Origin of the sequence: Pseudomonas sputi, from assembly GCF_021603585.1 — a bacterium.
Taxonomy (GTDB): domain Bacteria; phylum Pseudomonadota; class Gammaproteobacteria; order Pseudomonadales; family Pseudomonadaceae; genus Aquipseudomonas; species Aquipseudomonas sputi.
In genome coordinates, this window is sequence record NZ_BQHI01000007.1 from 131,361 (window position 1) to 154,853 (window position 23,493).

Genomic DNA, 23,493 nt, shown 5'->3' on the forward strand with positions numbered 1-23,493 from the left:
CGATGCGCGCTCTACTCGTGCTGTTCAGCCTGATGCTGTCGATGTCGTTATCGGCGGCGGAAAAACTGCCGGTGGTCACCAGTTTCAGTATCCTGGCCGACATGGTGCATCAGGTCGGCGGCGAGCATGTCCAGATCACCAACATGGTCGGCCCTGACGCCGATGCCCACACTTACGAACCGACGCCGGATGACGCCAAGGCTTTGCTCAAGGCAAAACTGATCGTCAAGAACGGACTGGGTTTCGAGCCGTGGCTGGATCGGCTGGTCGCCAGCACCGACACCCATGCCCCGGTGATCAGCGCCAGTCGTGGCGTGATTCCGCGCTCGCTGGATGAGGACGGCGAAACCGTTCCCGATCCTCACGCCTGGCACAACCTGGCGAACGCCGAGTTGTACGTCGCCAACATCACCAAGGCGCTGATCGCCGCCGACCCGGCAAACAAAGCCGACTACGAGCGCAACAGCCAGGCCTACCTGAAACAGATCTACGCCCTCCTCGCCCAGGCGAAAGCCAAGCTCGGTTCATTGCCGCCGGGCAACCGCAAGATTGTCACCAGCCACGACGCCTTCGGTTATCTGGGTCAGGCGTACGGCATCGACTTCATGGCGCCACAGGGGCTGTCCACCGAACGCGAACCGTCCGCTGCCGAAGTCGCCGCGCTGATCACCCAGATTCGCCAGGCCAAGGTCAAAGCGGTGTTCATGGAAAACATCAAGGACGCACGCCTGCTCAAACAGATCGCCGACGAAAGCGGCGCACACATCGGCGGCACGCTGTACTCCGATGCTCTCGCCGCCAGCGGTCCGGCCAGCACCTTCACCGGGCTGTTCGAATACAACCTCAACACTCTTTACCAAGCCCTGAGCCAACCATGATCCGTAAAAATCCTTCCGGTGATTTGCCGCAGATTGCCGAGTCTGCCTACGTCGATAAAACCGCAATCATCTGCGGCAAAGTCGTCATCGGTGAAAACGTGTTCGTCGGCCCGTACGCGGTGATCCGCGCCGATGAAGTGGACGCCACAGGTGAGATGGAACCGATCACCATCGGCGCCAATTCGAACATCCAGGACGGCGTGGTGATCCACTCCAAATCCGGCGCGGCGGTGACCATTGGCGAATTCACCTCCATCGCTCACCGCTCGATCGTGCATGGCCCGTGCGCGGTCGGCGACCGGGTGTTCATCGGCTTCAACAGCGTGCTGTTCAACTGTGTTGTGGGTAACGGTTGCGTGGTACGGCACAACTCGGTGGTCGACGGCCGGGATCTGCCGGACGCGTTCTACGTGCCCTCCACCACCCGCATCGGCCCAGGCACCGACCTCTCGCAATTCCCGCCGGTGAGCGTCAGCGCTTCGGAGTTTTCCGAAGACGTGGCGCGCACCAACGTCGACCTGGTGCGCGGCTACAAAGCCTTGCAGAACGAGTTCTGAATCATGAGCAGTGTGTTGATTCGCAATGCGCGGCTGGTGAACGAGGGGCGGGAGTTCGACGCCGATCTGTTAGTCAGCCACGGGCGCATCGTCAAGATCGCCAGCAGCATCGAAGGGGAAAACGCCACTAGGGAAATCGACGCCAACGGTCAATGGCTGCTGCCGGGAATGATTGATGACCAGGTGCATTTCCGTGAGCCGGGTGCGCCGGCCAAGGGCAGCATCCACACTGAATCCCGTGCAGCGGTGGCCGGTGGCATCACCAGTTTCATGGACATGCCCAACACCCACCCTGCCACGCTTACCCTTGACGCGCTGGCCGACAAAAAGCGCCGGGCAGCGATCAATTCGGTGGCCAACTACGGTTTTCACTTCGGCGTCAGTCACGACAATCTGGACACGGTTGCAGCACTCAATCCGAGCGAAGTGGCCGGTGTGAAGGTGTTCATGGGCGCGTCCACCGGCAACATGCTGGTGGACGACCCCCACACCCTCGAGCGTCTGTTCGCTGAAGTGCCGACGATTCTGCTGGCCCACTGTGAACACACCCCGAGCATCGAAGCGAATGCCGCGAACTTGCGTGAACGGTTCGGCACCCAATTGCCACCCGATGCCCACGCGCTGATCCGCAATGCCGACACCTGCTTTCGTTCATCCTCTCTGGCGGTCGATCTGGCCAGACGTCACGGCACTCGCCTGCACGTGCTGCACCTGACCACGGCCCGGGAACTGGCGCTGTTCGAAGACAAACCGCTGACACAAAAACGCATCACCGCCGAAGTCTGCCTGCATCACTTGCTGTTTGATGACCGTGACTATCCGCACCTCGGCAACCTGATCAAATGCAATCCGGCGATCAAGTCCCAGAGCGATCGGGATGCCTTGCGTCACGCACTGCTGAGCAATCGACTGGACGTGATTGGCAGCGATCACGCGCCACACACCTGGGCGGAAAAACAGCAAGCGTATCAACAGGCACCGTCCGGACTGCCACTGGTGCAGCACGCGCTGCCGGCGTTATTCGAGCTGGTGGCGGATGGCGTGCTGCCGATCACCACGTTGGTAGCCAAGACCAGCCACCGAGTGGCGGATCTGTTTGCCATTCCGGATCGCGGTTATTTGCGTGAGGGGTATTGGGCGGATCTGGTGTTGGTTCAACCGGAGCCCGGGGGTGTCGCGGTGTCACGCCAACCGGTTCTGTCGCAATGCGGCTGGACGCCGTTCGCTCAGCGCAGCTTTCGTCATCGGGTCAGCACGACGATGGTGTCGGGGCAGATTGCTTGGCATGACCACCGGATTCATGACAACTGTCAGGGCTTACCGCTGCGGTTCATGCGCTGAAAAAAACCGCCTCCACTGACTGTGGAGGCGGTTTGATTTTTACGCTCTCGGTTTGACCGTACCGCAATCCTGCCCCAGCCAGACCGCACGGGTTTCCAGACTGCCCTTCTGGTTGATCCCGATGGCGTTGAAAGTGCCGTTGGCGACGGTGGTGAACTCGCGGTCACTGAGGAACGTCGCAACACCGGTGCCCTGGGCTTTCGGGCAACTGAAGCGGAATTTCCACTGGTTGCCGACGCGCTCGGTGATCTGCTGTTTGCAGCCCGACTGCGGATCCGCCAGCGGAATATCGTTGGTCGCCACCTGCTGCGGCGTCAGGCATGCGCGGATGCCCTTGCCGCCGATGTTGATCCCCTGCTTCTCCAGTTCCGCCCGTTGCTGCGGGGTGATCTGGCCCTGAATCTGGCCGAGTATCGATTGCACATCCATTACCTGATCATCGACTTTCACATTGCTCGACGTCATTTCCCACAACCCCGGCTGCAGCATTTGCGCCTGAGCAACCACCGGCAAGGCCAAACCCAGGCCCAGCGCCAAACCCAGCAGACGAACGTTCATTGAAAAACTCCTGATCAGTAGTGGCCGTTAGACGCCGGCCGCCGGTTTCGGTTCATGGCGCGCCGACGGCTTGAAAACAAATAGCGACAATCGCCCTGGAACATGGTCTGTTAAGCATTGAATCTTCAGGAGCAAGGTTGCCCCATGGATTATTTCGGACCGCACATTTTCGGTTATCTGATCGCCCTGATACACACCCTCGGCTCGATCGCGGCGATCCATGCCGTATTGACCGTCCGCACCGCCCAAGGCGCGATCGCCTGGGCGCTGTCGCTGATCTTCATTCCCTACCTCACCCTCATTCCGTATCTGGTGTTCGGTCGCAGCACCTTCGACGGCTACATCAAAGCTCGCCGCCAGGCCAACGAACAGATGCGCCAGGCGATTTCCGAACTCAACTGGCGGCCGTGGGTGGAAGAAGCCCTGACCGCCCGCGCCTCGAATGCTTATGACTCATTGCGGGCGATGCCGAAACTGGGACGCATGCCGTGCCTGGCCAACAATGAAGTGCGATTGCTGATCAACGGTGCCGCCACCTTCGAGGCGATTTTCCACGCAATCGACCTGGCGCGGGAAGCGGTGCTGATCCAGTTTTTCATCATTCACGACGATCGCCTGGGCCAGCGTTTGCGTGACCTGTTGCTGAAGAAAGCAGCCGAAGGCGTGGCGATTCATTTGCTCTACGACCGCATCGGCAGCCACGCCCTGCCCCACAGTTACGTGCAGGCGCTGCGCGACGGCGGCGTCGAGGTCAAGGCGTTTGCCACCCGCAGCGGCTGGCTCAATCGTTTCCAGGTGAATTTCCGCAACCACCGCAAGATCGTGGTGGTCGACGGGCTGATCGGATTTGTTGGCGGCCACAACGTCGGCGACGAGTACATGGGTGAAAAACCTCCGCTGGCGCCGTGGCGCGACACTCACGTCCAGGTGCGCGGTCCGGTGGTGGCGTGCATGCAGGAGTCATTTGCCGAAGACTGGTTCTGGGCTGCACGGACATTGCCGCCACTGATCCTGCCGGACGCGTATCCCGATGACGGCGTGCTTTGCCAATTGCTCGCCAGCGGCCCGGCGGATGCCTACGAAACCTGCTCGCTGTTCTTCGTCGAAGCCATCCACGCCGCCACCGAGCGCGTGTGGATCACCAGCCCCTACTTCATTCCCGACGAAGCCGTGTTCGCCGCATTACGCCTCGCGGTGTTGCGTGGGATTGATGTGCGTCTGTTGCTGCCTTCGCGTCCCGACCATCGCATCGTCTACGCCGCTTCCAGCCTGTATGCGTTCGAAGCGGTGCGCGCCGGCGTACGGGTATTCCGCTACGAACCGGGCTTCCTCCATCAGAAAGTGGTGTTGATCGACAGCGAGATCAGCGCCATCGGCAGCGCCAATCTGGACAACCGTTCGTTCCGGTTGAATTTCGAAGTGATGCTGCTGACCGTCGACAGTGAATTCGCCGCCAGCGTGGAACAGATGCTCAACGATGATTTCGCCCAGGCCTACGAAGTCGCCAAAGAAGAAAGCCGGGAGGTCCACCGCCTGCAACATGTCGGTATGCGGATCGCCCGGCTGATTTCACCGATTCTCTAGTTCAAGGGTTGTAGATATCGTCCCTCGTCCATGGCAATTCATGGCTGCCGTCGGCATGGGCCTTCACGGCGAGAATTTGGTGCAGATTGATCCAGCCGCGAGCGAATGCATAAGCGCAGCCCGCGAGGTACAGACGCCAGATACGCAACGCCTGGTCCGGCACCAGTTTCGCGGCGGCTTCAAGATTGTCTTCCAGCCGTTCGCTCCAGTGGTCCAGGGTGCGTGCGTAATGCAGGCGCAGACTCTCGACGTCGACAATCTCCAGACCCGCGTCACTGATCTCGGCCGAGATCATCGCCAGGTGCGGTAGCTCGCCGTTGGGGAACACGTATTTCTCGATGAAGTCCCCGGCACCGCGTCCCACCGGACGGCCATCGGTGTGCTTGGCGGTGATGCCGTGGTTCATCACCAGGCCGCCCTCTTTCACTGCACCGAACAGGGTTTTGCAGTATTCGGAGAGATTGGCATGACCGACGTGCTCGAACATGCCGACGCTGACCACTTTGTCGAAACGCCCGTCCTGGGGTAGATCGCGGTAGTCGAGCAGTTGCAGTTCGATCTGGTCTTCCAGGCCTTCGGCTTTTACCCGCTCACGGGCCAGGGCCAGTTGCTCTTTGCTCAGGGTGATTCCGAAGACCTTGGCGCCGAACTCGCGGGCGGCATAACGCGCCAGCCCGCCCCAACCACAACCCACATCCAGCAGATAATCGCCGGGCTGCAGACGCAGCTTGCGGCACAGGTGCCGGAATTTGGCCTGCTGGGCTTGCTCCAGGGATTCGCTGCCGGTTTCGAAATACGCGCAGGAATACGCCATGTCGCTGTCCAGCCACAGCTGATAGAACGCGTTGGACAGGTCGTAATGATAGGAGATGGCCTTGGCGTCGGTTTCCTTGTCGTGCACGTTGCGCACCGGCTGGCTGTCTTCGTCCTCGTCGAGCAATGCGGAACTCAACTCATCGCACACCCGGATGACCTCGCTGATCGAGCCCTCCAGTTCGAGTTTGCCCTCGACGAACGCCGCCCCCAGCGCATCGAGACTTGGATGGGTCAACTGGGACACCATCAACGGGTCCTTGACCACGATGGTGACGCTGGGCGTCGGGCCCAGATTGAATTCATGGCCGTCCCAGAGTCGCAGGCGAAGCGGAAGCTGCAGATTCTGTAAGGCCGGTGGAAGTTGCGCGAGCATGGAATATCCCCCTGGTTTCAGACGTCTGATCTGAGGGTAGACCATCCTTGAAAATTAGCAGGCTATCGATTTGATAGTCGCCGCCTATCAGCCACATCGGCTGTCACCGCGCTGTCATCCCTGTTTCAGTGCGCCTTCTCAAGTGACTGCGAGACAGGCGCACAGTTCGAAAAATGCTCGCTCAGTCCGATGCTTTCAGCTTCAGCAGTGGCTCTTGAAACCGCAGCAGGCGTCCAGCATTGCCGAGCACCAACAACGTGCTCAGGTTGTGCAGCAACGCCGCGATCATCGCGCCCGCCGCACCGAACCAGCCGAAGGCGGCGAACACCACGATGGCCAGCGTCCAGCCCAGGCCGATGATCACATTCACCTGTAAGGTCCGTCGGCACTGCCGGCTCAGGCGCACACAGGTGCCGAGCCGACGCAGGTCGCTGCCGATCAGCACAATGTCGGCGGACGCCAGTGCGATGTCCGCGCCGCCCGCGCCCATCGCCACCCCGACGACGCCCGCCTTGAGCGCCAGCGAATCGTTGATCCCGTCGCCGACCACCATCGGCCGGAAGCCATTGTCGATTTCCTTGAGCACTCGATTGAGTTTGTCTTCGGGCAACGCCTGGGCTTCGACTTCGTGCAGGCCGACATCCTTGGCCAGGGTTTGCGCGACGCTCTGCCGGTCACCGGTCAACAGCAGTTGGCGCCCCAGCCCGAGGTCACGCAGCTCACTCAGCGCAAATCGCGCTTCCGGTTTGACCGTGTCGGCCAGCAACAGCCAGGCAAGGAATTCGCCATTCAAGGCCAACCCGGCAATCGGGCCATCGTGCTCGGGGATGGCGGTAGTCGGGATGCCCAACTGCGCAAACAGCTCCGGACGCCCGAGTGCTGCTTCGCCTTGCGCAGTCCCGGCGACTACGCCCAACCCCTGCCGCTCATGAATATCGGCCAGCACCAGCGCCTCTTCTGCGCTGACCAGTCCGGCCAGGGCGCGGCTGACCGGATGACTGCTCGCCGCGCCCAGGCTTGCAGCCAGCGCCATCACCCTCCCGTGATCCGCTCGCGCACTGTTGATCGACTGCAAACGCAGCGTGCCGTACGTCAGGGTCCCAGTCTTGTCGACGACCAGCGAAGTGAGGTCGGCCAGTTCCTCAAGAAATGCCGAACTACGGATCAGAATCCCGTGCCGCGCCGCCACCGCCACCCCGGCAATCGCCGTGGCCGGCGCTGACAACACCAGCGCACATGGGCATGCCGCCACCAACACCGCGAGCATCGCCTGCGCATCGTGGGTGATAAACCAGGTGACCGCCGCGAGCAATAACACCAGCACCATGTAACTGCCGGCATAGCGTTCGAGCAAACGGGTGATCGGTGGCTTGGAGCGTTCGGCGTTCTGCATCAGCGCGATGACCTTGCCGAGGGTGGACTCATCCCCGGTCCGGGTCACTTCGATTCGCAGTAGCCCGTCGAGGTTGATCGCGCCGCCGAACACCGCCCTGCCGACGCCCGCCTCCACCGGTACCGACTCACCGGTGATCGACGCCGTATCGAGGCTGGCCTGTCCCGACAACACCCGACCGTCCGCCGGCACCCGATCCCCGGCGCGCACCTCCACCTTGTCGCCGGCCCTGAGCGTGCCGTTGTCGACTTCGATGATCGAGCCGTCCGCCTGTACCTTGCGCGCATGGCTGCGGGTCAGTTGGCCGAGGGCGTGAATCGCTTCCTGGGAGCCGATCACGCTGCGTTCTTCCAGCACGTGGCCGAAGATCATGATAATCGGCAACAACGCGGCCGTGAGCAGATCCCCCGTGGCCCAGGCCCCGATCATCGCCAGGGCGATCAACTGGTCGGTGATGCCGTGCAGGCTCGGATAACGCAGGCTGAACCACGCCGAACGCATTACCGGCACAGCCACTAATAAAGAAGCAAATCCGAGCAACAACTGACTGACGCCCGTCTGTTCCGGCATCAGCCAGCGCCAGATCAGCCCCAGACCAAGCAAGCCGAGGGCAAGCATCGCCAGGGTCAACTGGCGTGCGGCGCGGCGTTGTTCGGCCGAGGACAACAGGCTCGGTGCGGTGGTGGTGGCAGTCATTGGCTGGCTCCCTGAATGATCAGGCGTGAATCGTCTTTCGGGTCGACCGTGGTCACCGAACCGGCCTGACCGAGAATCTTCGGCATCCGCTCGCGGTACAGACGCAACAGCAGTTGCGGGTCCGTGCCCTGCTGTTGCGCCTTGGCCAGGCTCAACACCGTCGCCGTGTCGGCGGAGGCTTTGGCCAGGCGCTCACCGGCCTGGGCGTGGGCGACTTGCAGCGTGCGGTCGGCCTGCTCGTTGGCGGACTGGGTGAGTTTCTCAGCTTCCGTGCGGGCATTGGCGACCGCTTTGTCGGCTTGCTGACTGGCGGTGAGGACGGCATTGAACGCGCTCACCGCCGGCTCCGGCAGACTCGATTGCACATCGACCCGCGCTACTTCGATGCCGATGCCCTGCCCGCTCGCCTTCAACTCGGCGAGACGTCGGTTGATGCCTTGCACCAGATCACCCCGCAATCGTTCGCGACGTTCGGCCGCCTGATTATCAGCGCCGATCAACTCCGGCCGCGCTACCAGAATCGTGTCCAGATCCCGCGCCGCCGTCAGCGCCACCGCGCTGCGCGTCACCACTCGATCCAGGGACGGCAGCACATGCTCGCCTTGCAGCACGAAGTCATAGGGATCGGTGACCTTGTAGAAGACCCGCACATCCAGTTGCACCACACCGGCGTCACCGGTGAGCAGATAACCGGAGCCGGCCAGCGCATCACTCAACGGCGTGGCGAAGGTTGCCACGCGATCCGCCTGCAAGGCCTGATCGCTGCGCAATAGATTTTCCACCCGTCGCTCGATCACCCGATCTGCCGCCGGCACCACCACCACTTGCTCGAACGGCTGTGGCCACGCTAATAACAGCCCGGCATTCTGAATGCGATCCAGCGCTCCGAAATGCAAAACCACCGCTCGGTTTTGCGGATCGATCTGCCGGACATTGGAAAATGCCCAGGCCAATGCCGCGAGCACCGTCACCGCGTACAGGGCGAAAAACGCCAGACGTCCCGCCTGAATCCAAGGACTGTTCAGCGAATGTGTTCCACGTGGAACTTCATTCATGGCTGTGTTCCGCTCTTGCTGTCGAGCGTGGGTGGACCGTCGACCAACACGCGGAATGGCGCGGCGTCGGTGCGCAGGATCAGTTTGGTGTCTGGCGAAACGATGGTGCCGAGGGTGTCCAGCGAACGCAGCAGGTTGTACAGCTGCGGCGAACCGGCGTAAGCACGCCCGTAAATCTGCGCCGCTTCCACCCGCGATTGGGCTTCGATATCAGCAGCTTTCACCGTGGCATCGGCTTGCACGATACGCGCATCGCGTTCAGCGGCGGAGCGGATTTGCGCTGCCTCACGCTTGCCGATGGCGGTGCGTTCGGTGGCGATGGTTTCACGCTCGGCACGCATCCGGTCGACCGTTGCGGTCAGGGTCACCGACGGCAACGTCAGGCGCTCGATGCCCACCTGCACCACCCGCACGCCATAAGTGGCGAGCAGTTGCTGATCGATTTGCTGGCGCAACTGCGTTTCAAAATCGGCGATGCGAACCTGACTGGCATCGGTGTTCACCAGATTGGCCAGATCAAAACTGCTGGCCGTGGTTTCCAGTGCCGAGCCGACAAACGTGCGAATCTGCCGCGCCGCTTCGTCCGGCTGGTTCTGCACGGCGCGCATGAAGCGCTGCACGTTGTCGGGATCGCCCTGCACCTGCCAGGCCACGTACGCCTGCACGATGATGCGCAAACCGTCGCGGGTGCCGACGTCCTGCAAGCCGCTGGAGGTCGTGCGCAAACGCAGGTCCACCGGAATCGCTGCTTCGAACGGCGCCGGCCAACGCCAGCTCAGGCCCGGTTCCAGCAATACGCGGGACGGGTTGCCGAAACGGGTGATGACCGTGGCTTCACCGGAACGCACTTGCACCAGGCTCGCCGCCGCGACGGCGAACGCCACCAGCAACGCTGCCCAGCCCATGCGTTTCCACGGAAAAGGCCCCGCCTCTTCCGGCGCACCGTGGTGATGGTGATGATGCCCGTGATGGTGATGACCGCCGCCATGCGCCTGATCGTGGCCGCTGTGGTCATGGTGATCGTGAGTGTGCGACTGGCTCAATGGGTGGCTCCTGGCTGAGCGGTGGTGCGCGCCGGATCTGCCGGCAGCGTGAACGTACGCAGGTCGATGGTCGGTGCGTTATTGCTGCCGCCCAGGCGATGGTCGAGTATCAACAGTTTGGCCTTGCTCAACCCCTGGCTGAGCTGGCTGAGGTATTGCTCCAGCACGAAGGCCTGGCCGGCACTGGCGTAGGCCTTTTGTTCGGCGCTGAATTTCAGATCTGCCGCCCGGGCCGTGGCGTTGGTTTCATGGGCGTTGGCACTGGCCTGATCCCGAGCGAGGCTAGCCTGCAACTGCGCCTGATTACTCGCTTCGGCAGCGGCGCCACGCTCGCGGGAGATCAACGCCTGAGCACCGATCTGAGCCGCCTGCACGCTGTGATAGGCATTGGCCGCCCCGGCCGGCGGGTGAATCGCTTCGACCACCGTGGCGAGAATTTCCACGCCGCTGTCGAGTTTCTGCAAATCGCTTTGCACGGCGCGGCCGATTTCTTCGGCGAGCCCGGTCCTGTCCTCGCCGAGCAAACCGTCGAGGGTGCGCGAGGCAAAGTCATGCACCAGAATCCGGCTGGCGGTGCTGCGGATCAGCGTCGGCACATCGGCACTGTTGTAGGTAGCGGCGAGGGCGGCTTGATCGCTCAGGCCGATGCGATAGACGAAGCGCACGTCCATGTTGACGATCTGAAAGCTCTGCTGATCGCCACGGCTGCTGGCGATTACCTGCGACTTGTCATTGACGTGGCTGGCGTCCCACAGACGATTGGCGGTGAGCGGCGCCGGGCCTTCTGCCGGGGCCAACTGCACGGGTGCCGGGTTTTCGCCGACGCTGGTCGCCAGTTCATGCACCACACCGTTTTCAACACTCAGCACACGCCCCAGCGGCCATGGCAAACCCGCATGCAGCCCCGGCCCGAACACCTGCACCGGTTTGCCGAAGCGCTCGTAGATGCCACGGCTTTGCATCGGAATTTCGTGAAGACCGGTGAGCAGCCAGCCCACCGCTGCCACCAGCAGCAACACCGGCAAGAATGCGCGACGCATGTAACTGAAGGCCCAGATCTGGCGCAGATCGATGCCGAAGCGGTTGTGCAATTCATGCTGCAACGCGAGCAGAGGTTGTGGCGGCCAGCGCAGCAGGTCGGCAACAAAACTGCGCGCCAGCAGCACCGGTTCGAGTTGTTCACGGCGCGGGCTGAACAACGACAGCAACGCACGCAACAGCAATTCGAGAGCGACCAGCCCCGGCAGAATGCCGATCAATACCGCCAGACGCACCGGCCAGATTGCACGGTCACTGGCGAACAACAGGCACAACGCACCCAGCACCAAACTGATGATTGCCACTCGCGTCAACTGCGCCAGCGCTTCGGCCTCGGGCCATTGCGCCGGATTTTCCTGCGCCAGCTGTCGCTCCAGCACCAGCAGAGCGAACGCCAGCAGCAAGGCGATGGCTGCGCCGACCGTGGCGGACAACCCCACACCCGCCGTCGGCAGCGTCAAATTCCACGTCTGTTCGATGCTTAACAGCACCAGCAACGACCACCCACCCAGCCACAACGTGGGCGCGCCGATCTGCCCGAGCAGGCGCAGACTGCGCTGGCTCATCCGATCCAGCAGCCGCTCGTACCAGCCGTCCGGCACCGGTTCCTGCGCAGCGGTAACCGGCACGACGGGATTGATCACCCGCGCCCGCCATTGCGTCCCCCACCACGCCGATTGCAGCCCGGCCACCAGCACCAGCAAGGCCGCGCTTTGATTGACCAGCAACGCGGGCCACAGCGAGAGCGGCGCAAACAGCCCGACAAAAAACGCCAGCACCCACCCTGCTCCGGCCAATGCCCCCAGACCGATCGCCAGGCGACGCAAACGCCGGCCCTGCGTTGCCGCTTGCTGAAAGCGCGGCAACCCGGTCACCGGCATGCCTTCATCCAGATCGACTTGCATATCCCCCCAAAACCCTTGGCTCACTGCACATATCGTTACGGTATAACGAAAGTCGTGAAATATTTGTACTCATTTGCACCATTCAAAGAGGCGCAACCTGTCGCTTGCCTGAAGCCTTGACCGAAATGTCTGGAAACGCTCATATTACGTTCGTAATTTTAAGCTCGAACTACTTTTAGTGATCCGCATCCTTCAGCCAGGAGCAACAGCATGAGCAACTATGACGTGGTGATTCTGGGCGGCGGCCCCGGCGGTTATAACGCAGCAATCCGCGCTGGCCAGCTGGGCCTCAAGGCCGCGTGCGTCGAGGGCCGCGCCACGCTGGGAGGCACCTGCCTGAACGTCGGCTGCATGCCGTCCAAGGCGCTTTTGCATGCCTCCGAGCTCTACGAAGCGGCACTGGGAGCGGAGTTCGCCAACCTCGGTATCGAGGTCAAACCCACGCTCAACCTCGCGCAAATGATGAAACAGAAAGACGAAAGCGTGAGCGGCCTGACCAAAGGCATCGAGTTTCTGTTTCGCAAGAACAAGGTCGACTGGATCAAGGGCTGGGGCCACATCGACGGTCCCGGAAAAGTCAGCGTGACCGGCGATCAAGGCAGCCGGATCGAGCTGACCGCCAAGGACATCGTCATCGCCACCGGCTCCGAGCCCACTCCCCTGCCCGGCGTGGAGATCGACAACAAGCGCATCCTCGACTCCACCGGTGCGCTGTCCCTGAGTGAAGTGCCCAAACATCTGGTGGTGATCGGTGCGGGTGTGATCGGCCTCGAACTCGGCTCGGTCTGGCGCCGGCTCGGCGCACAGGTGACGGTGGTGGAATACCTCGACCGCATCTGCCCCGGTGTCGACGGCGAAGCCGGCAAGACCCTGCAACGCTCGCTGAGCAAACAGGGGATCAGCTTCAAGCTGAGCTCGAAAGTGACCAGCGCCACCTCCTCGGCCACTGGCGTACAGCTCAGCGTCGAACCCGCCGCGGGCGGCAGCGCGGAAATTCTCGAGGCCGATTACGTGCTGGTGGCCATCGGTCGTCGTCCGTACACCCAGGGCCTGGGCCTGGAAAACGTCGGCCTGAGCACCGACAAACGCGGCATGCTCGCCAACAAACAGCATCGCACCGAAGCGCCCGGCGTGTGGGTGATCGGCGACGTGACGTCCGGGCCGATGCTCGCGCACAAGGCCGAAGACGAAGCCATGGCCTGCATCGAGCAGATCGTCGGCAAGGCCGGCGAGGTCAATTACGACCTGATTCCCAACGTGATCTACACCCGCCCGGAACTGGCCAGCGTCGGCAAGACCGAAGAGCAGCTGAAAGCCGAAGGCCGGGCGTACAAGGTTGGCAAATTCCCGTTCACCGCCAACAGCCGGGCGAAGATCAATCACGAGACCGAAGGCTTTGCCAAAGTCATCGCCGATGAGCGCACCGACGAAGTCCTCGGCGTGCACCTGGTCGGCCCGAGCGTCAGTGAAATGATCGGCGAGTTCTGTGTGGCCATGGAATTCAGCGCCTCAGCCGAAGACATCGCCCTGACCTGCCACCCGCATCCAACCCGCTCCGAAGCGTTGCGTCAGGCGGCGATGAATGTCGAGGGGATGGCGACGCAGATGTAAGCACTGTGCGAATACTTCCCGCGCAATGCGGGAAGTATCAGGACGGCAGATGCCCCAGCGGCAGCGCGCCAGGCGTCTTCACCGTGTGAATCGCAAAATTGCTGCGGATATCGCTCACCCCCGGCAGCTTCAACAGGCACCCGGTGAGAAAGCGGTCATAGGCGCGCAGATCCGGCACCACCACTTGCAGCAGAAAGTCCGATTCCCCGGACACCAGAAACGCCGAAATCACCTCCGGCAACGCCGTCACCGCCCGGTGGAACGCCTCGGCCTGTTCGTCGTTGTGGCGCTCGACCTTGACCCCGACAAACACCGTCAGCCCCAACCCCACTTCATCACGATCCAGATTGGCCTGATAACCGCGAATCACCCCGGCCTCTTCGAGCATCCGTACCCGGCGCAAACACGGCGACGCCGACAGACCAATTTCGTCGGCCAGCTGCACATTGCTCAGGCGCCCGTCTCGTTGCAGCGCGGCGAGAATCTTGCGATCGAAGGCATCCAGTTTCATGGTTGGCAGATCCTGATGGCTTTAGCGGTGAAAGCGCGCAGATTATGCCAATTCAGTCGCCTTTAGAAGCGGACTACGCAACCACCTGCCCTGCCCTTCGGCCCTAGACTGAGGCGACCGAATCGACAACGAATGGGGTGCGACATGGCAAGTCTCTGGCTGTTTTTCCTGGCGCTGGCGGTAGTCTTTCTGTTGCCCGGCCCGGACATGATCCTGCTGCTGCAGACCGGCGCTCGCCAGGGGCGCGGTGCAGCGCTGGCCACGGCGGTGGGTCTGGCCATCGCCCGAGGCTGTCATGTAGCGCTCGCGGCGTTGGGGCTGGCGGCGCTGTTCAAGGCGGCACCGTGGACGTTCGATGCTGTGCGGATCGCCGGGGCGGCGTATTTGCTGTGGATCGGCATTCAGTGCCTGCGCACCACGCTGCTGCCGGATCTGAACGCCGGCACCGAGACGGACAGTCATGCGCAGTGGTACGCCGCCATCCGCCGCGGCCTGCTGACCAATCTGCTCAACCCGAAAGCACTGCTGTTCTGCTCGGTGCTGCTGCCGCAGTTCATCGTGGCACATGGCGCACCGGTGCTGACGCAATTCGCCGTGCTCGGTGCGATGCTGGTGGGCGCAGGACTGCTGTTCGACAGCGCCTACGCCCTGACCGGCGCCGCGCTGGGTCGCTGGCTGAAACACAGCCCGACAGCCCAGCGAGTACAGCAGTGGCTGTTCGGCAGCCTGTTGATCGGCTTTGCCGTGCGCCTGACCTTCCTCCAGCAGGCTTAGGTTTTGCGGGTCTTGCGCTGGCGGCGGGTGATCAGCAGCAACACCACCGCGGTGAAGGCCACGATCGCTCCGATCTGAACCGGCCACTTGTACGGCCGCAGTGTCGAACGCACCGAGTCTGCCACCTGAGTGACGTAGCGCTTGTCGGCGTTTTCAAAGTCCGGATAGGGGCATTGATGGCCGAAATCCACGGCCCACAAAACGTACGGCCCCTCATCGACATAGCGTTTGTACAACGCGCTCTGCTCTTCCAGACTGCTGTTCCAGCCCGCCGCCGAGCACAACACAGCGGCAAACGCCTGACTGGTGTGCGGCAGATTATCCGCCGCCTGGCTGGCCAGCGCCGTCGCAACAAAACGATAGTGATAACGCTCGTCCGGCTGCGCTTCACTGGCCTTCTGACGTTGCACTTCGGCCTCGCTGACCAACGGCCCGACTTTCAGCTCGGTGTTTTCCAGGCTGTAGTTGCCGCCGAAGGTCGCGTAATCCGGGGCCATTTCGTAGCCCAGAATGTCCATGCCCCACTCACGAGCCGTCCACGCCGCATTGAACAGTGCGCTGGCACGTTTGGTCGGCCACCACGCTGAGTCGGCCTTCAGGCGTTGCTCGCCATAGAGCCGGGCCTTGTTCTGCAGATCAGCACTGTCGAAATAACCGACCGCTTCTTCGTAGTGCCCCTCACGCAACAACCGCCGCCCCAGCAGATTGCGCAGGCTGGCGGCCACCGGCAGCGGCACGTAATGGTCGCGCTCCTGCTGGCTCAGCGCGGGCGGTGCCGGCACGTTGGTATCGACATAGTTTTTCAACTCCTCGACCGTCAGCACTCGCTCGGCCACGGTCGCCGCGTCGAACCAGTAAATGTGCTGGCTGCGATACAACTGGTCGAAGGCCTGCAGGTACTCGCCACGTTGCAGCGCAAGAATGGCGCTTTCACCTTCGACCCGGCATTTCGGCTGCACGGTTTCGAGATTCCAGTCGGCGGTGCGCCGCTCGCCCCAGGACTCGTCCTGCGGGAACGCTTGCGCGGCCTTCGCGTAGGCCGCAGCTGCCGCATTCTTGTCGCCATCGCGCACCGCCAGTTTCGCCCGCAGCCACCACGCCAGGCCGCTGTCGCCCGCGTGTTCGAGGAACGCCTTGGCGCTGGCGTAATCGCCCTGCTGATAATTCATCGCTGCCAGACGATCAGCGTTGTCGAGGCTGCCGCGGGTACTCGCTTGCAGCGCCTTGACCAGCTTTTTCTCGTTCGGCGGCTCATCGCCGAACGACCAGCCGATCCGGCTGATCAGCGAGGCGGTCACCAGTTGCTGCACCGCTTCGCCGCGCAGCAGTTTCGTGAGCCGGTCTTCGGGCTCTTCGGCCAGTTCGTTCATCAACTGTTTGAGCGAGGTGTAACCGACGTTCGAGCCGTGCAGGTTCTGCGCGGCATAGAGCTTGATGGCGTTGTTCCAGTCACCCGCCGTGCGCAGCGCCCGCGCCTCTTCACCGAGGCTGGCCACGCCCAGCTCCAGCGGATCGCTGAAACCGTCGATGCTCAGTTGCCGCGCCTGGCGGAAGGCGTCGATGGCGTTTTCCAAGGCTTCGATCGCGTCGCCTGCTTCATTGCTCATGGCAAAGAACGCCCGGCCCAGCGAATAAGCAGCCCAAGTGCTGCGCAAAGGACGTTGATTGGCCGGCAGCGCCAGCAACTGGTGGAAATACTCGACAGCCAACTGATGATCGCCGGCCCCGAACGCCACGGCGCCCGCCACATACAGACGCAGTTCCGCCGGCAGGCTCGCGCCCTGCGCTTCGACCTGACGGGCGTCGGTCAGGCTGCGCAGGTGTTTGACCAGCGCTTGCTGTTCAGGGGTCAGGCCGATCTGCTCGGCCTTCTCGCGCACCTCGGCGGGTTCTGGCGCTTCGGCGTAAATGTCATCCGGATGGTGGGGGGCAGCGGTGACATTCTTCAGCCCGGCAATGGTTTTGCCGAGGCGACTGATCTCGAACCTGAAGTTGCCCTCCGGCAGTTCCGCCAGCGATTGCCCGCGATCGTCGAGCAGACGCATCGGAAAATCCGGGCCGCAGGCCAGCGCCGAACCCAGCGGCAGGCTGAGGCTCAGGCAAAGCAGATGGCGGGGCCAGTTACGGGTCAACATGCGAACCTCCTTGATCAATATTTGCGCAACGTGCCCAACCGATCGCACGCTGCCCGCCCGCCGGTATTCGGCCGTCGCGCAGGCGGGTGAAGGTAAGCAGATCCGCCGTCTGTTGCAATGCATAACCGGCGAGCGCATCGGCGCCCTCGCAGCTCTGGGCCTTGAGGGTGATGCGGGCGGGCCAGGCGCTGTCGAGGTTGCCAACATTGCGCAAAGCAATGTCTTGCAGACCGTTATGTTCGTTGAACGTCACGCCAAGCTGGCTGCTCAATGCATCGCCTCGGGCGACCGCACGCAGCGTGCTCAGGCTCCAGGCCCTGCGGTCGTTGGCCAACGGCAGACGAAACCAGATCAGACCGGCCAGGTGCGCCGGGCGATCCTCGCGTAATTCATTGGCCAGTCGGCTCAGTTGTTGCGGATCGGCGAGCAATTCGCGTCGCTGGCCACCACGCTCGAGCGGCACTTCGCTTTCCACCACCGGGGCGCCATCGGCATCCGCCAACAACGCCACGCCATAGGCCGGCAGCGCCAGGTAAAACGGTTTGTCAGTCACTCGCCCCCAGGCCTTGGCCCAGCGCTGCGCCTGCTCGGGATCGAACAGACCGCGACGCGGATCGCTGACGGCATGCACCTGCAACACACTGCTGTCGACGGTCGCCAGGAGCGCCGGCAATTGCGGACTGTCGAGCCAGGCAGGCAACGCGGTGATACTCAGAGGCAGGTTGGCCGGCAATGCGCCGCGCAGGTGAGCGAGGAATTCGGTATAGACCGACAGTCGGGCACTGCCGGCGTCATGGTCGATCTCGACCCCGGCCAGCGTGAGCCCCTGCCCTTGCCAGTCGGCAAGTACCTGAAGGATTTGCGCCGTGACCGCTTGCGGGTCGAGCGCCTTGAGCTGGCCATCGAGGCGAATCACCGCGATCAACGGCCGGGCATCGCGTTTCAGCAACGCGAAATCGACGCGTGCCCGACTCCATCCGGCATTCGGGAAAGCCTGCAACGCCAATACCCGCAACGTCGAGAAGTCGTTGCGACTGTCGTTCAGGGCAGGTTCATGGGCCGGCGTCCATTGCCGTTGCCAGACATAAAGCTGCTGATCGAGCGGCGCTGCGTCCTGCCGTTCACAAGCACACAGCAACAACACAGCCACCAGGGCTGACCACCCGATGATAAAGCGCATACCTTGCAGATCCCTGAGACATCAGGCTGCAAGGTTACACAAAAGCGCTCAGGGCTTGCGGGCAATGATGACCTGACTCTTCGCCACCACCGCATCCAGCGCCTGCTTGATCTGCGCGCCGCGCGGCGAGTCGAGCACCGCTTGCCAGGTCTCGGCCCAATGGTTGAGCAGCGGATGATCCGGGTTGCTGAACTCGACCTTGGCCTCCCAGAACAGCAACATCCACATCGACCAGTAAAAGCCGTACTGGCTGTGGCTGATGATCTCGAGCCCCGCCTCACTGACCATCGCCTTGAACTGCTCTTCACTGATGATGCGAATGTGGTTGGGCTTCTGGAAATACTCCGGCGCGGCGATGTCCTTTTGCAGGTCTTCGGAGCTCGGGTGCGGCACGCTCAGCAGATACAGCGCGCCCGACTGGCCGACGCGCACCAGTTCGGCGAGGAACTGCGCCGGGTCGTCAACGTGCTCGATGACTTCGGTGGACACCACGCGAGTGGCGGTGCCATCAGCAATCGGCAGCGGATTGCAGTCGGTCACATGGCACTCGACGCTACGCGCCGGCGTATCGCTCAGGCGCTGGCGAGTCGCCTCGACCTTGGCGCCGTCGATGTCGGCGATGATGATCTTCGCCCCGCGCATGCCGCAGAAATGCACGTTGCCACCGTCGCCACAGCCAACGTCGAGCAAGGTGTCATCGGCGGTCACCGGGAAGCCTTTGAACAGCTCACCGGTTTCCTGGTTGAACCAGCCGCTGAGCATCGCGTCGTGCAGGCCGAGCATGTACGAATCGACCTTTCCGGCAGCTGGCTGCTCGGGCATCAGTGCAGGCGTCGACGCCGTGAGTTTCTTCAAAAGGCTCAGCATGAGGTGGCTCCAGAGGATGGGACGGCGATTCGCGATGTACCGAGGCGCCGCACCAGGGCAGCGCCTCGATTGCGCATCGGCATTTCGATGACACGGTAATTAAGCTCGCTGAGCAGCACGATCAGACCGAACGCCAGCAACAGCGTGATGATCGGGTGACCGGCAGGGCTGGGCATTCCCGCCTCCTGCAAGCGGAAGATCAGCTCACGCACCAATTGGTAAGCCGGAATGTGGATCAGGTAGATCCCGTAGGAACGGCTGCCGACCCACGCCATCAACCGTTGCAGCCTGCCGGCAGGCAGCAGGTAATCGCGGTTGTACGAAGCGATCCACACCAGCAGTACGCCGAGCACGGCAATCGAGCCGATGCGCCAGGAAGTGAAAGTAAAACGGTCGGTGGCCATGTAGCTCAGCAACAGCGCCAGCACGATCAGCGCACCCACTCCGGCCCACGGGCGGCGCAGGAAAGTCGGCTCCCACCGGCGATAGCCCGGCTGCATGCTCCACATCGCCAGCAACACACCCAGGACCAGCGCATCGGTGCGGATCACCATCAATATCGGCGTGCGCAGGGTGAACAATTGCACCGCAACCAGCGCCAGCAGCGCCCAGACCAGACGTTTGCGGCACACCAGAATCAGCAGCGGGAACAGCAGATAGAACTGCTCCTCCAGCGCCAGGCTCCAGTACACGAAACTGCTGCCGTACTCGTAATGAAAAAAACTGTCGGCAAAACGGAAGTTGGCGTACTGCAACACGCCCGCCAGCGTCGCTTGCAGGTTGGCGTGCAACGTACCGAATGCTCCGGAGCGATTGAGAAACAGGCAAGCGAGCAACATCAGCGCCAGCCACAACCACGCTGACGGCAGCAGACGAAAGCCCCGGCGCAACCAGAAGTCCCGCGTCTGCTCCCAGCACTCCTGACGGGTCGTGCAGCCTCGCAACGCCGGGATCAGACTGCGGGCGATGACGAATCCGGAGATCGCGAAAAACAGATCGACGCCCCACCACGGCTGCGCCCAGGCGTGGATTTTTTCCAGCAAGGGCACCGGGTCGGTGAACAGGCTGCCCTGCAAATGATGAAACAGCACACCGAGCACCGCGATCGCTCGCAGTACTTCGATATCCAGGATTCGTTTGTCGCTCATGCCTGGGGCACCTCTGTGCCCGCAGATGCCTGACGCTCGAACAACTGCGCGAGAAAAGCCCGCAGCCGCTGCTCGGCCACCGCCTGACTGCAGAAACCCCGCAGGCTGCTGACGGCCTGGGCAGCCATTTGTGCGTAACGTTGCGGATCGTGTTTCGCCACCTCGTAACTGTCGCGATAGGCCACGCAGACCGACGCCCAGTTGGTCATATAGCGCAACGTGCGGAACGCCTTGCGCGGATCGTGAGGCCAGGCGGTGAGTTCATCGGTGGACTCGACCAGGAACGCATTGTCGGTGCTCAGGTAATCGATCATCGCCGTGGTGCGCGGCGCCACGGCCGGCTTGCCGCAGGACATGAACTCCATCAGCGGCAGGCACTGGCCTTCGCCGTAGGAAGTGTTCACCACGTAGCGGGTAGCCTGCACCAGGCGTTCGTAGTCCGGGTCCGCAAGGTAGCCATAAATCAGCACGATGCGGCAGCGGTAGGACTGATTCTTGTACAGGTGATGAAGAATGTCGCTCAGCGCTTCTTCAGCATCGTGGTGCGTGAGCTTGAGCACCAGCGTCGCGTCTTCGACATCGCGAAACGTCACGCAGAATGCGCTGAGCATGTCTTCCCAGTTCTTGCGTCCGTCACCGGGATTGAACACCGACGTGTAAACGACACCGTCCAGCAACAGCGCCTGCTCGCGAACCGGCGCCCGGAAATCGATGCCCTTGCCGCGGCGCAAATGTTTCGGGCCAAACGCGTCGAGATCGAGCTGACGGCTGTCGGCGACCAGCCCCTTGATCTTCAACCGCACCGGCCCTGTCGAGGGCTGGCCCTGAAGCTGCGCGCCACGGGCCGCAAAGCGGTCCCATACCGGTGCCGGCACCGCGACGATCGGGTAGTCGGCGCCCATGGCCTCGCGCACAGCATTGACCGTATAGCTGGAATGGGTGATCGCTGCTCCGCAGGCCCGGAGTACCGTGCGCCAGTCATTGCGCGGCTCGTTGTCGAAGGGTTCGTCGGGGATGGTGCTGAATTCCCAGGCGAACACCGGCAGCGTCGGGCACGCCAGGTGGATCGGCGTGCGGTGCGGCGGCGAGAACGACAGAAACACACACGGCTCGCCACGGGCCAGGCATTCCAGATACAGCGCATCGACTTCGCGCGCCGGGTCGGTGACTTCCACCACACGCCCGAGGCGTTCGAGCACCGGCCGGTATTCCTTGAGCACGAAGTAGTAGCTGTACTCCGAACGGCCCAGGTTTTGCGCAATGGTGTGCTGGTTGGTTTCCGAGTGAATGATGATCAGCATGAGGCGTTATCCGTCACGGGGGCGGCATCGGCAGCCAGCGGCACGAGGCCGAAAAAGTCCGCCATGCGCCGCTGCACCGGGGCGAACGCGCAATAGTCGTGCATGCGCTCCACAGCGGCGGCAGACATGCGCGCGTAATCCTGCGGCTGCGCCTTGGCCATCCGGTAGCTGTTCTCGTAGGCGCTTTTGAGCGAGGCCCAGTCCGGCCGATAGCGCAGGGTGCGGTAGATGATGCGGGTGTCCTGGGGCCAGATCGTCAGCTCTTCGCTGGACCGGACAACGAAAGCCACCGTGTCATCGATGTAGTCTTCCATGGCCGTGTGGTTCGGGGCGATGACCGGTTTGCCGCTGGACATGAACTCCATCAGCGGCAGGCACAGGCCTTCGCAGCGTGACGCATTGACGTAGAAACTGGCAGCCTGGTAGAGCCGCGCGTATTGCGCATCATCCAGGTATCCGTGCATCACCAGCACCCGGCAGGCGAACGGTGTCAGTTGCGCGAGCAGGGTCATCAGTTCGCTGTAGTAGGACGCCAGATCGTTCTGGGTGATCTTCAGCACCAGCGTCGCGTCAGGTGTTTCGCGAAAGGCCCAGCAGAAGGCGGTAACCAGATGATGCCAGTTCTTGCGGCCGTCCCTGGGGTTGAACACGGTCACGTAGATCACGCCTTCTACCGTGGTCTCGACCACCGAGGATGTGTCCGGCAGATCCAGCGGCGGTGGCTCGGCCACGGCCACCGCATGCGGAGCGGCAATGGCCGGCAGGCGTTTCTCGAGCCAGGCGTGTGTGCGATCCGACAACAGATCCTGCACACCTTCCCAGTACCAGTGATGCAGGTACTTCACCCGTTCTTCACCTGCCCCCAGCCACCACAGACGCAGATAATGGCGGGCAATGACCAGGCGGCGTTTGAACGTCAGCGGTGGCGGGCGCAGCGCTTCGATTTCAGCCAGTTGTTCGGCAGTCAGCGGCTTGGGCAACAGATCGTCGGCAGATAACGCCAGCGTGCGACTGTCGAAAATGCAGCCCTTGATCGCCAGGGTCGCGCCGGGATTGATCGGCGCACTGACATGTCGCTCACGAATGGCGGCGAAGTTTTCCCACAAGGGCGTCGGCAGCACGAGTACCGGAAAGTCCTCGCCCATGGCGCGGCGAATCGCGCGGGCGGTGTGGCTCGACAGCGTGATGACCCGTCCCTGTCGGGCGAGCATTTGCGTCCAGTCGTGGCGCGGATCAGCGTCCCATGACTCATCGGGGATCGAATCGAATTCCCATGCGATCACGCAGATCGTCGGGCATTCAAGGTCGGTCGGGGTATTTTGCGGCGGAGTGAACGACAGGAACACGCTGGGCTCGCCGGTGGCGAGCAGCCGTCGATAGAGCGGATCGACCTCGGCGCTGGTGGACACCACATGCACCTGCCCGAGGCTTTCGAGCACCGGGCGATAGGCCTTGAGCACGAAGTAATAGCTGTATTCGGGACGCCCGAGACTCTGGCTGATGGAGCGGTCGTTGACGTCCGAGTAGAGAATGAAATTCATGGCATCTCACGGTGAAATCGCCATCCCGGCAACTTCACGCTATGACGGCCTGACATTGGATCAAGTCGGCAGGGCCGATGCTCGTCCAGTGTTCCGGGACACGTCTTCGTTCTTGTTTTATTGGTCAGATTCACCCGGTTGCACACCCACTCCGGCAGCGTTCGGGGAACCGCGACGAGGGGCATTCT

19 protein-coding genes are annotated in these 23,493 nt (G+C 62.5%); 6 read left to right on the plus strand and 13 right to left on the minus strand.

Annotated features, from left to right (window positions below; all coding sequences use genetic code 11):
- Positions 1–2 precede the first annotated feature (2 nt).
- Genes L6D81_RS12605 through L6D81_RS12615 form a run of 3 tightly spaced genes read left to right on the plus strand, consistent with a single transcriptional unit; the run spans position 3 to position 2,776 of the window.
- Positions 3–878 carry a metal ABC transporter substrate-binding protein gene (locus L6D81_RS12605; RefSeq protein ID WP_236179864.1) on the plus strand — a complete coding sequence of 292 codons (876 nt, stop codon included), beginning with the start codon at positions 3–5 and terminating at the stop codon, positions 876–878.
- Positions 875–1,435 (plus strand): gamma carbonic anhydrase family protein, encoded by a 561-nt coding sequence (locus tag L6D81_RS12610; RefSeq protein ID WP_236179866.1) that lies wholly within the window; start codon positions 875–877, stop codon positions 1,433–1,435. The genes L6D81_RS12605 and L6D81_RS12610 overlap by 4 nt, the downstream gene beginning before the upstream one ends.
- 3 nt (positions 1,436–1,438) lie before the next feature.
- Positions 1,439–2,776, plus strand: coding sequence for a dihydroorotase (locus tag L6D81_RS12615; protein ID WP_236179867.1), 1,338 nt, complete (start codon positions 1,439–1,441; stop codon positions 2,774–2,776).
- Positions 2,777–2,815: 39 nt separating this feature from the next.
- Here L6D81_RS12615 and L6D81_RS12620 read toward each other — a convergent pair whose 3' ends face one another.
- The gene (locus L6D81_RS12620; protein WP_007954220.1) at positions 2,816–3,334 is read right to left on the minus strand and encodes a DUF3617 domain-containing protein; all 519 of its coding nucleotides are present in this window, start codon (positions 3,332–3,334) and stop codon (positions 2,816–2,818) included.
- Between the two features lie 144 nt (positions 3,335–3,478).
- On the opposite strand from L6D81_RS12620, the gene cls reads away from it, so the two are divergent.
- Positions 3,479–4,918, plus strand: coding sequence for a cardiolipin synthase (gene cls / locus L6D81_RS12625; RefSeq protein WP_236179870.1), 1,440 nt, complete (start codon positions 3,479–3,481; stop codon positions 4,916–4,918).
- 1 nt (position 4,919) lies between these two features.
- Here the strand turns inward: cls and cfaB are convergent, their stop codons facing one another.
- The 5 genes from cfaB to hflK (L6D81_RS12650) all read right to left on the minus strand — a co-directional run bounded on the left by cfaB (position 4,920) and on the right by hflK (L6D81_RS12650) (position 12,237).
- A complete protein-coding gene (cfaB, locus tag L6D81_RS12630; protein WP_236179871.1) occupies positions 4,920–6,107 on the minus strand; it encodes a C17 cyclopropane fatty acid synthase CfaB in 1,188 nt (395 codons plus the stop codon).
- A gap of 181 nt (positions 6,108–6,288) precedes the next feature.
- A complete protein-coding gene (locus tag L6D81_RS12635; protein WP_236179873.1) occupies positions 6,289–8,196 on the minus strand; it encodes a heavy metal translocating P-type ATPase in 1,908 nt (635 codons plus the stop codon).
- Positions 8,193–9,251, minus strand: coding sequence for a protease modulator HflK (hflK, locus tag L6D81_RS12640; RefSeq protein ID WP_236179875.1), 1,059 nt, complete (start codon positions 9,249–9,251; stop codon positions 8,193–8,195). The genes L6D81_RS12635 and hflK (L6D81_RS12640) overlap by 4 nt, the downstream gene beginning before the upstream one ends.
- Complete coding sequence (hflC, locus tag L6D81_RS12645; protein WP_236179877.1) at positions 9,248–10,294, minus strand: protease modulator HflC; 1,047 nt, start codon at positions 10,292–10,294, stop codon at positions 9,248–9,250. Before hflC ends, hflK (L6D81_RS12640) begins: the two co-directional genes overlap by 4 nt.
- Positions 10,291–12,237 carry a protease modulator HflK gene (gene hflK, locus L6D81_RS12650; RefSeq protein ID WP_236180102.1) on the minus strand — a complete coding sequence of 649 codons (1,947 nt, stop codon included), beginning with the start codon at positions 12,235–12,237 and terminating at the stop codon, positions 10,291–10,293. The genes hflC and hflK (L6D81_RS12650) overlap by 4 nt, the downstream gene beginning before the upstream one ends.
- Before the next feature lie 210 nt (positions 12,238–12,447).
- On the opposite strand from hflK (L6D81_RS12650), the gene lpdA reads away from it, so the two are divergent.
- Positions 12,448–13,848 carry a dihydrolipoyl dehydrogenase gene (lpdA, locus tag L6D81_RS12655; protein WP_085747982.1) on the plus strand — a complete coding sequence of 467 codons (1,401 nt, stop codon included), beginning with the start codon at positions 12,448–12,450 and terminating at the stop codon, positions 13,846–13,848.
- 37 nt (positions 13,849–13,885) lie between these two features.
- Here lpdA and L6D81_RS12660 read toward each other — a convergent pair whose 3' ends face one another.
- Positions 13,886–14,359 carry an Lrp/AsnC family transcriptional regulator gene (locus tag L6D81_RS12660; RefSeq protein WP_007954205.1) on the minus strand — a complete coding sequence of 158 codons (474 nt, stop codon included), beginning with the start codon at positions 14,357–14,359 and terminating at the stop codon, positions 13,886–13,888.
- Positions 14,360–14,503: 144 nt separating this feature from the next.
- Here L6D81_RS12660 and L6D81_RS12665 point away from each other — a divergent pair, with 144 nt between their 5' ends.
- On the plus strand, positions 14,504–15,133 hold the full coding sequence (locus L6D81_RS12665; protein WP_236179879.1) for a LysE family translocator: 630 nt from the start codon (positions 14,504–14,506) through the stop codon (positions 15,131–15,133).
- Here L6D81_RS12665 and L6D81_RS12670 read toward each other — a convergent pair.
- The 6 genes from L6D81_RS12670 to L6D81_RS12695 are packed head-to-tail and all read right to left on the minus strand — an operon-like array spanning position 15,130 to position 23,305.
- On the minus strand, positions 15,130–17,268 hold the full coding sequence (locus tag L6D81_RS12670; protein ID WP_236179881.1) for a hypothetical protein: 2,139 nt from the start codon (positions 17,266–17,268) through the stop codon (positions 15,130–15,132). The genes L6D81_RS12665 and L6D81_RS12670 overlap by 4 nt on opposite strands.
- A complete protein-coding gene (locus L6D81_RS12675) occupies positions 17,255–18,448 on the minus strand; it encodes a DUF3142 domain-containing protein (protein WP_230734382.1) in 1,194 nt (397 codons plus the stop codon). Before L6D81_RS12675 ends, L6D81_RS12670 begins: the two co-directional genes overlap by 14 nt.
- Positions 18,449–18,496: 48 nt before the next feature.
- Positions 18,497–19,315, minus strand: coding sequence for a class I SAM-dependent methyltransferase (locus tag L6D81_RS12680; protein WP_236179882.1), 819 nt, complete (start codon positions 19,313–19,315; stop codon positions 18,497–18,499).
- Positions 19,309–20,463, minus strand: coding sequence for an acyltransferase family protein (locus L6D81_RS12685; protein WP_236179884.1), 1,155 nt, complete (start codon positions 20,461–20,463; stop codon positions 19,309–19,311). Before L6D81_RS12685 ends, L6D81_RS12680 begins: the two co-directional genes overlap by 7 nt.
- A complete protein-coding gene (locus L6D81_RS12690) occupies positions 20,460–21,764 on the minus strand; it encodes a glycosyltransferase (protein ID WP_236179887.1) in 1,305 nt (434 codons plus the stop codon). Before L6D81_RS12690 ends, L6D81_RS12685 begins: the two co-directional genes overlap by 4 nt.
- On the minus strand, positions 21,758–23,305 hold the full coding sequence (locus L6D81_RS12695; protein WP_236179889.1) for a glycosyltransferase: 1,548 nt from the start codon (positions 23,303–23,305) through the stop codon (positions 21,758–21,760). The genes L6D81_RS12690 and L6D81_RS12695 overlap by 7 nt, the downstream gene beginning before the upstream one ends.
- Positions 23,306–23,493: the final 188 nt, after the last annotated feature.

Bases quoted from the DNA above. Each gene is read 5' to 3' on its own strand.
- L6D81_RS12605 (WP_236179864.1), top strand. From the start codon at position 3: ATGCGCGCTCTACTCGTGCTGTTCAGCCTGATGCTGTCGATGTCGTTA.
- L6D81_RS12610 (WP_236179866.1), top strand. From the start codon at position 875: ATGATCCGTAAAAATCCTTCCGGTGATTTGCCGCAGATTGCCGAGTCT.
- L6D81_RS12615 (WP_236179867.1), top strand. From the start codon at position 1,439: ATGAGCAGTGTGTTGATTCGCAATGCGCGGCTGGTGAACGAGGGGCGG.
- L6D81_RS12620 (WP_007954220.1), bottom strand. From the start codon at position 3,334: ATGAACGTTCGTCTGCTGGGTTTGGCGCTGGGCCTGGGTTTGGCCTTG.
- cls (WP_236179870.1), top strand. From the start codon at position 3,479: ATGGATTATTTCGGACCGCACATTTTCGGTTATCTGATCGCCCTGATA.
- cfaB (WP_236179871.1), bottom strand. From the start codon at position 6,107: ATGCTCGCGCAACTTCCACCGGCCTTACAGAATCTGCAGCTTCCGCTT.
- L6D81_RS12635 (WP_236179873.1), bottom strand. From the start codon at position 8,196: ATGACTGCCACCACCACCGCACCGAGCCTGTTGTCCTCGGCCGAACAA.
- hflK (WP_236179875.1), bottom strand. From the start codon at position 9,251: ATGAATGAAGTTCCACGTGGAACACATTCGCTGAACAGTCCTTGGATT.
- hflK (WP_236180102.1), bottom strand. From the start codon at position 12,237: ATGCAAGTCGATCTGGATGAAGGCATGCCGGTGACCGGGTTGCCGCGC.
- lpdA (WP_085747982.1), top strand. From the start codon at position 12,448: ATGAGCAACTATGACGTGGTGATTCTGGGCGGCGGCCCCGGCGGTTAT.
- L6D81_RS12660 (WP_007954205.1), bottom strand. From the start codon at position 14,359: ATGAAACTGGATGCCTTCGATCGCAAGATTCTCGCCGCGCTGCAACGA.
- L6D81_RS12665 (WP_236179879.1), top strand. From the start codon at position 14,504: ATGGCAAGTCTCTGGCTGTTTTTCCTGGCGCTGGCGGTAGTCTTTCTG.
- L6D81_RS12670 (WP_236179881.1), bottom strand. From the start codon at position 17,268: ATGTTGACCCGTAACTGGCCCCGCCATCTGCTTTGCCTGAGCCTCAGC.
- L6D81_RS12675 (WP_230734382.1), bottom strand. From the start codon at position 18,448: ATGCGCTTTATCATCGGGTGGTCAGCCCTGGTGGCTGTGTTGTTGCTG.
- L6D81_RS12680 (WP_236179882.1), bottom strand. From the start codon at position 19,315: ATGCTGAGCCTTTTGAAGAAACTCACGGCGTCGACGCCTGCACTGATG.
- L6D81_RS12685 (WP_236179884.1), bottom strand. From the start codon at position 20,463: ATGAGCGACAAACGAATCCTGGATATCGAAGTACTGCGAGCGATCGCG.
- L6D81_RS12690 (WP_236179887.1), bottom strand. From the start codon at position 21,764: ATGCTGATCATCATTCACTCGGAAACCAACCAGCACACCATTGCGCAA.
- L6D81_RS12695 (WP_236179889.1), bottom strand. From the start codon at position 23,305: ATGAATTTCATTCTCTACTCGGACGTCAACGACCGCTCCATCAGCCAG.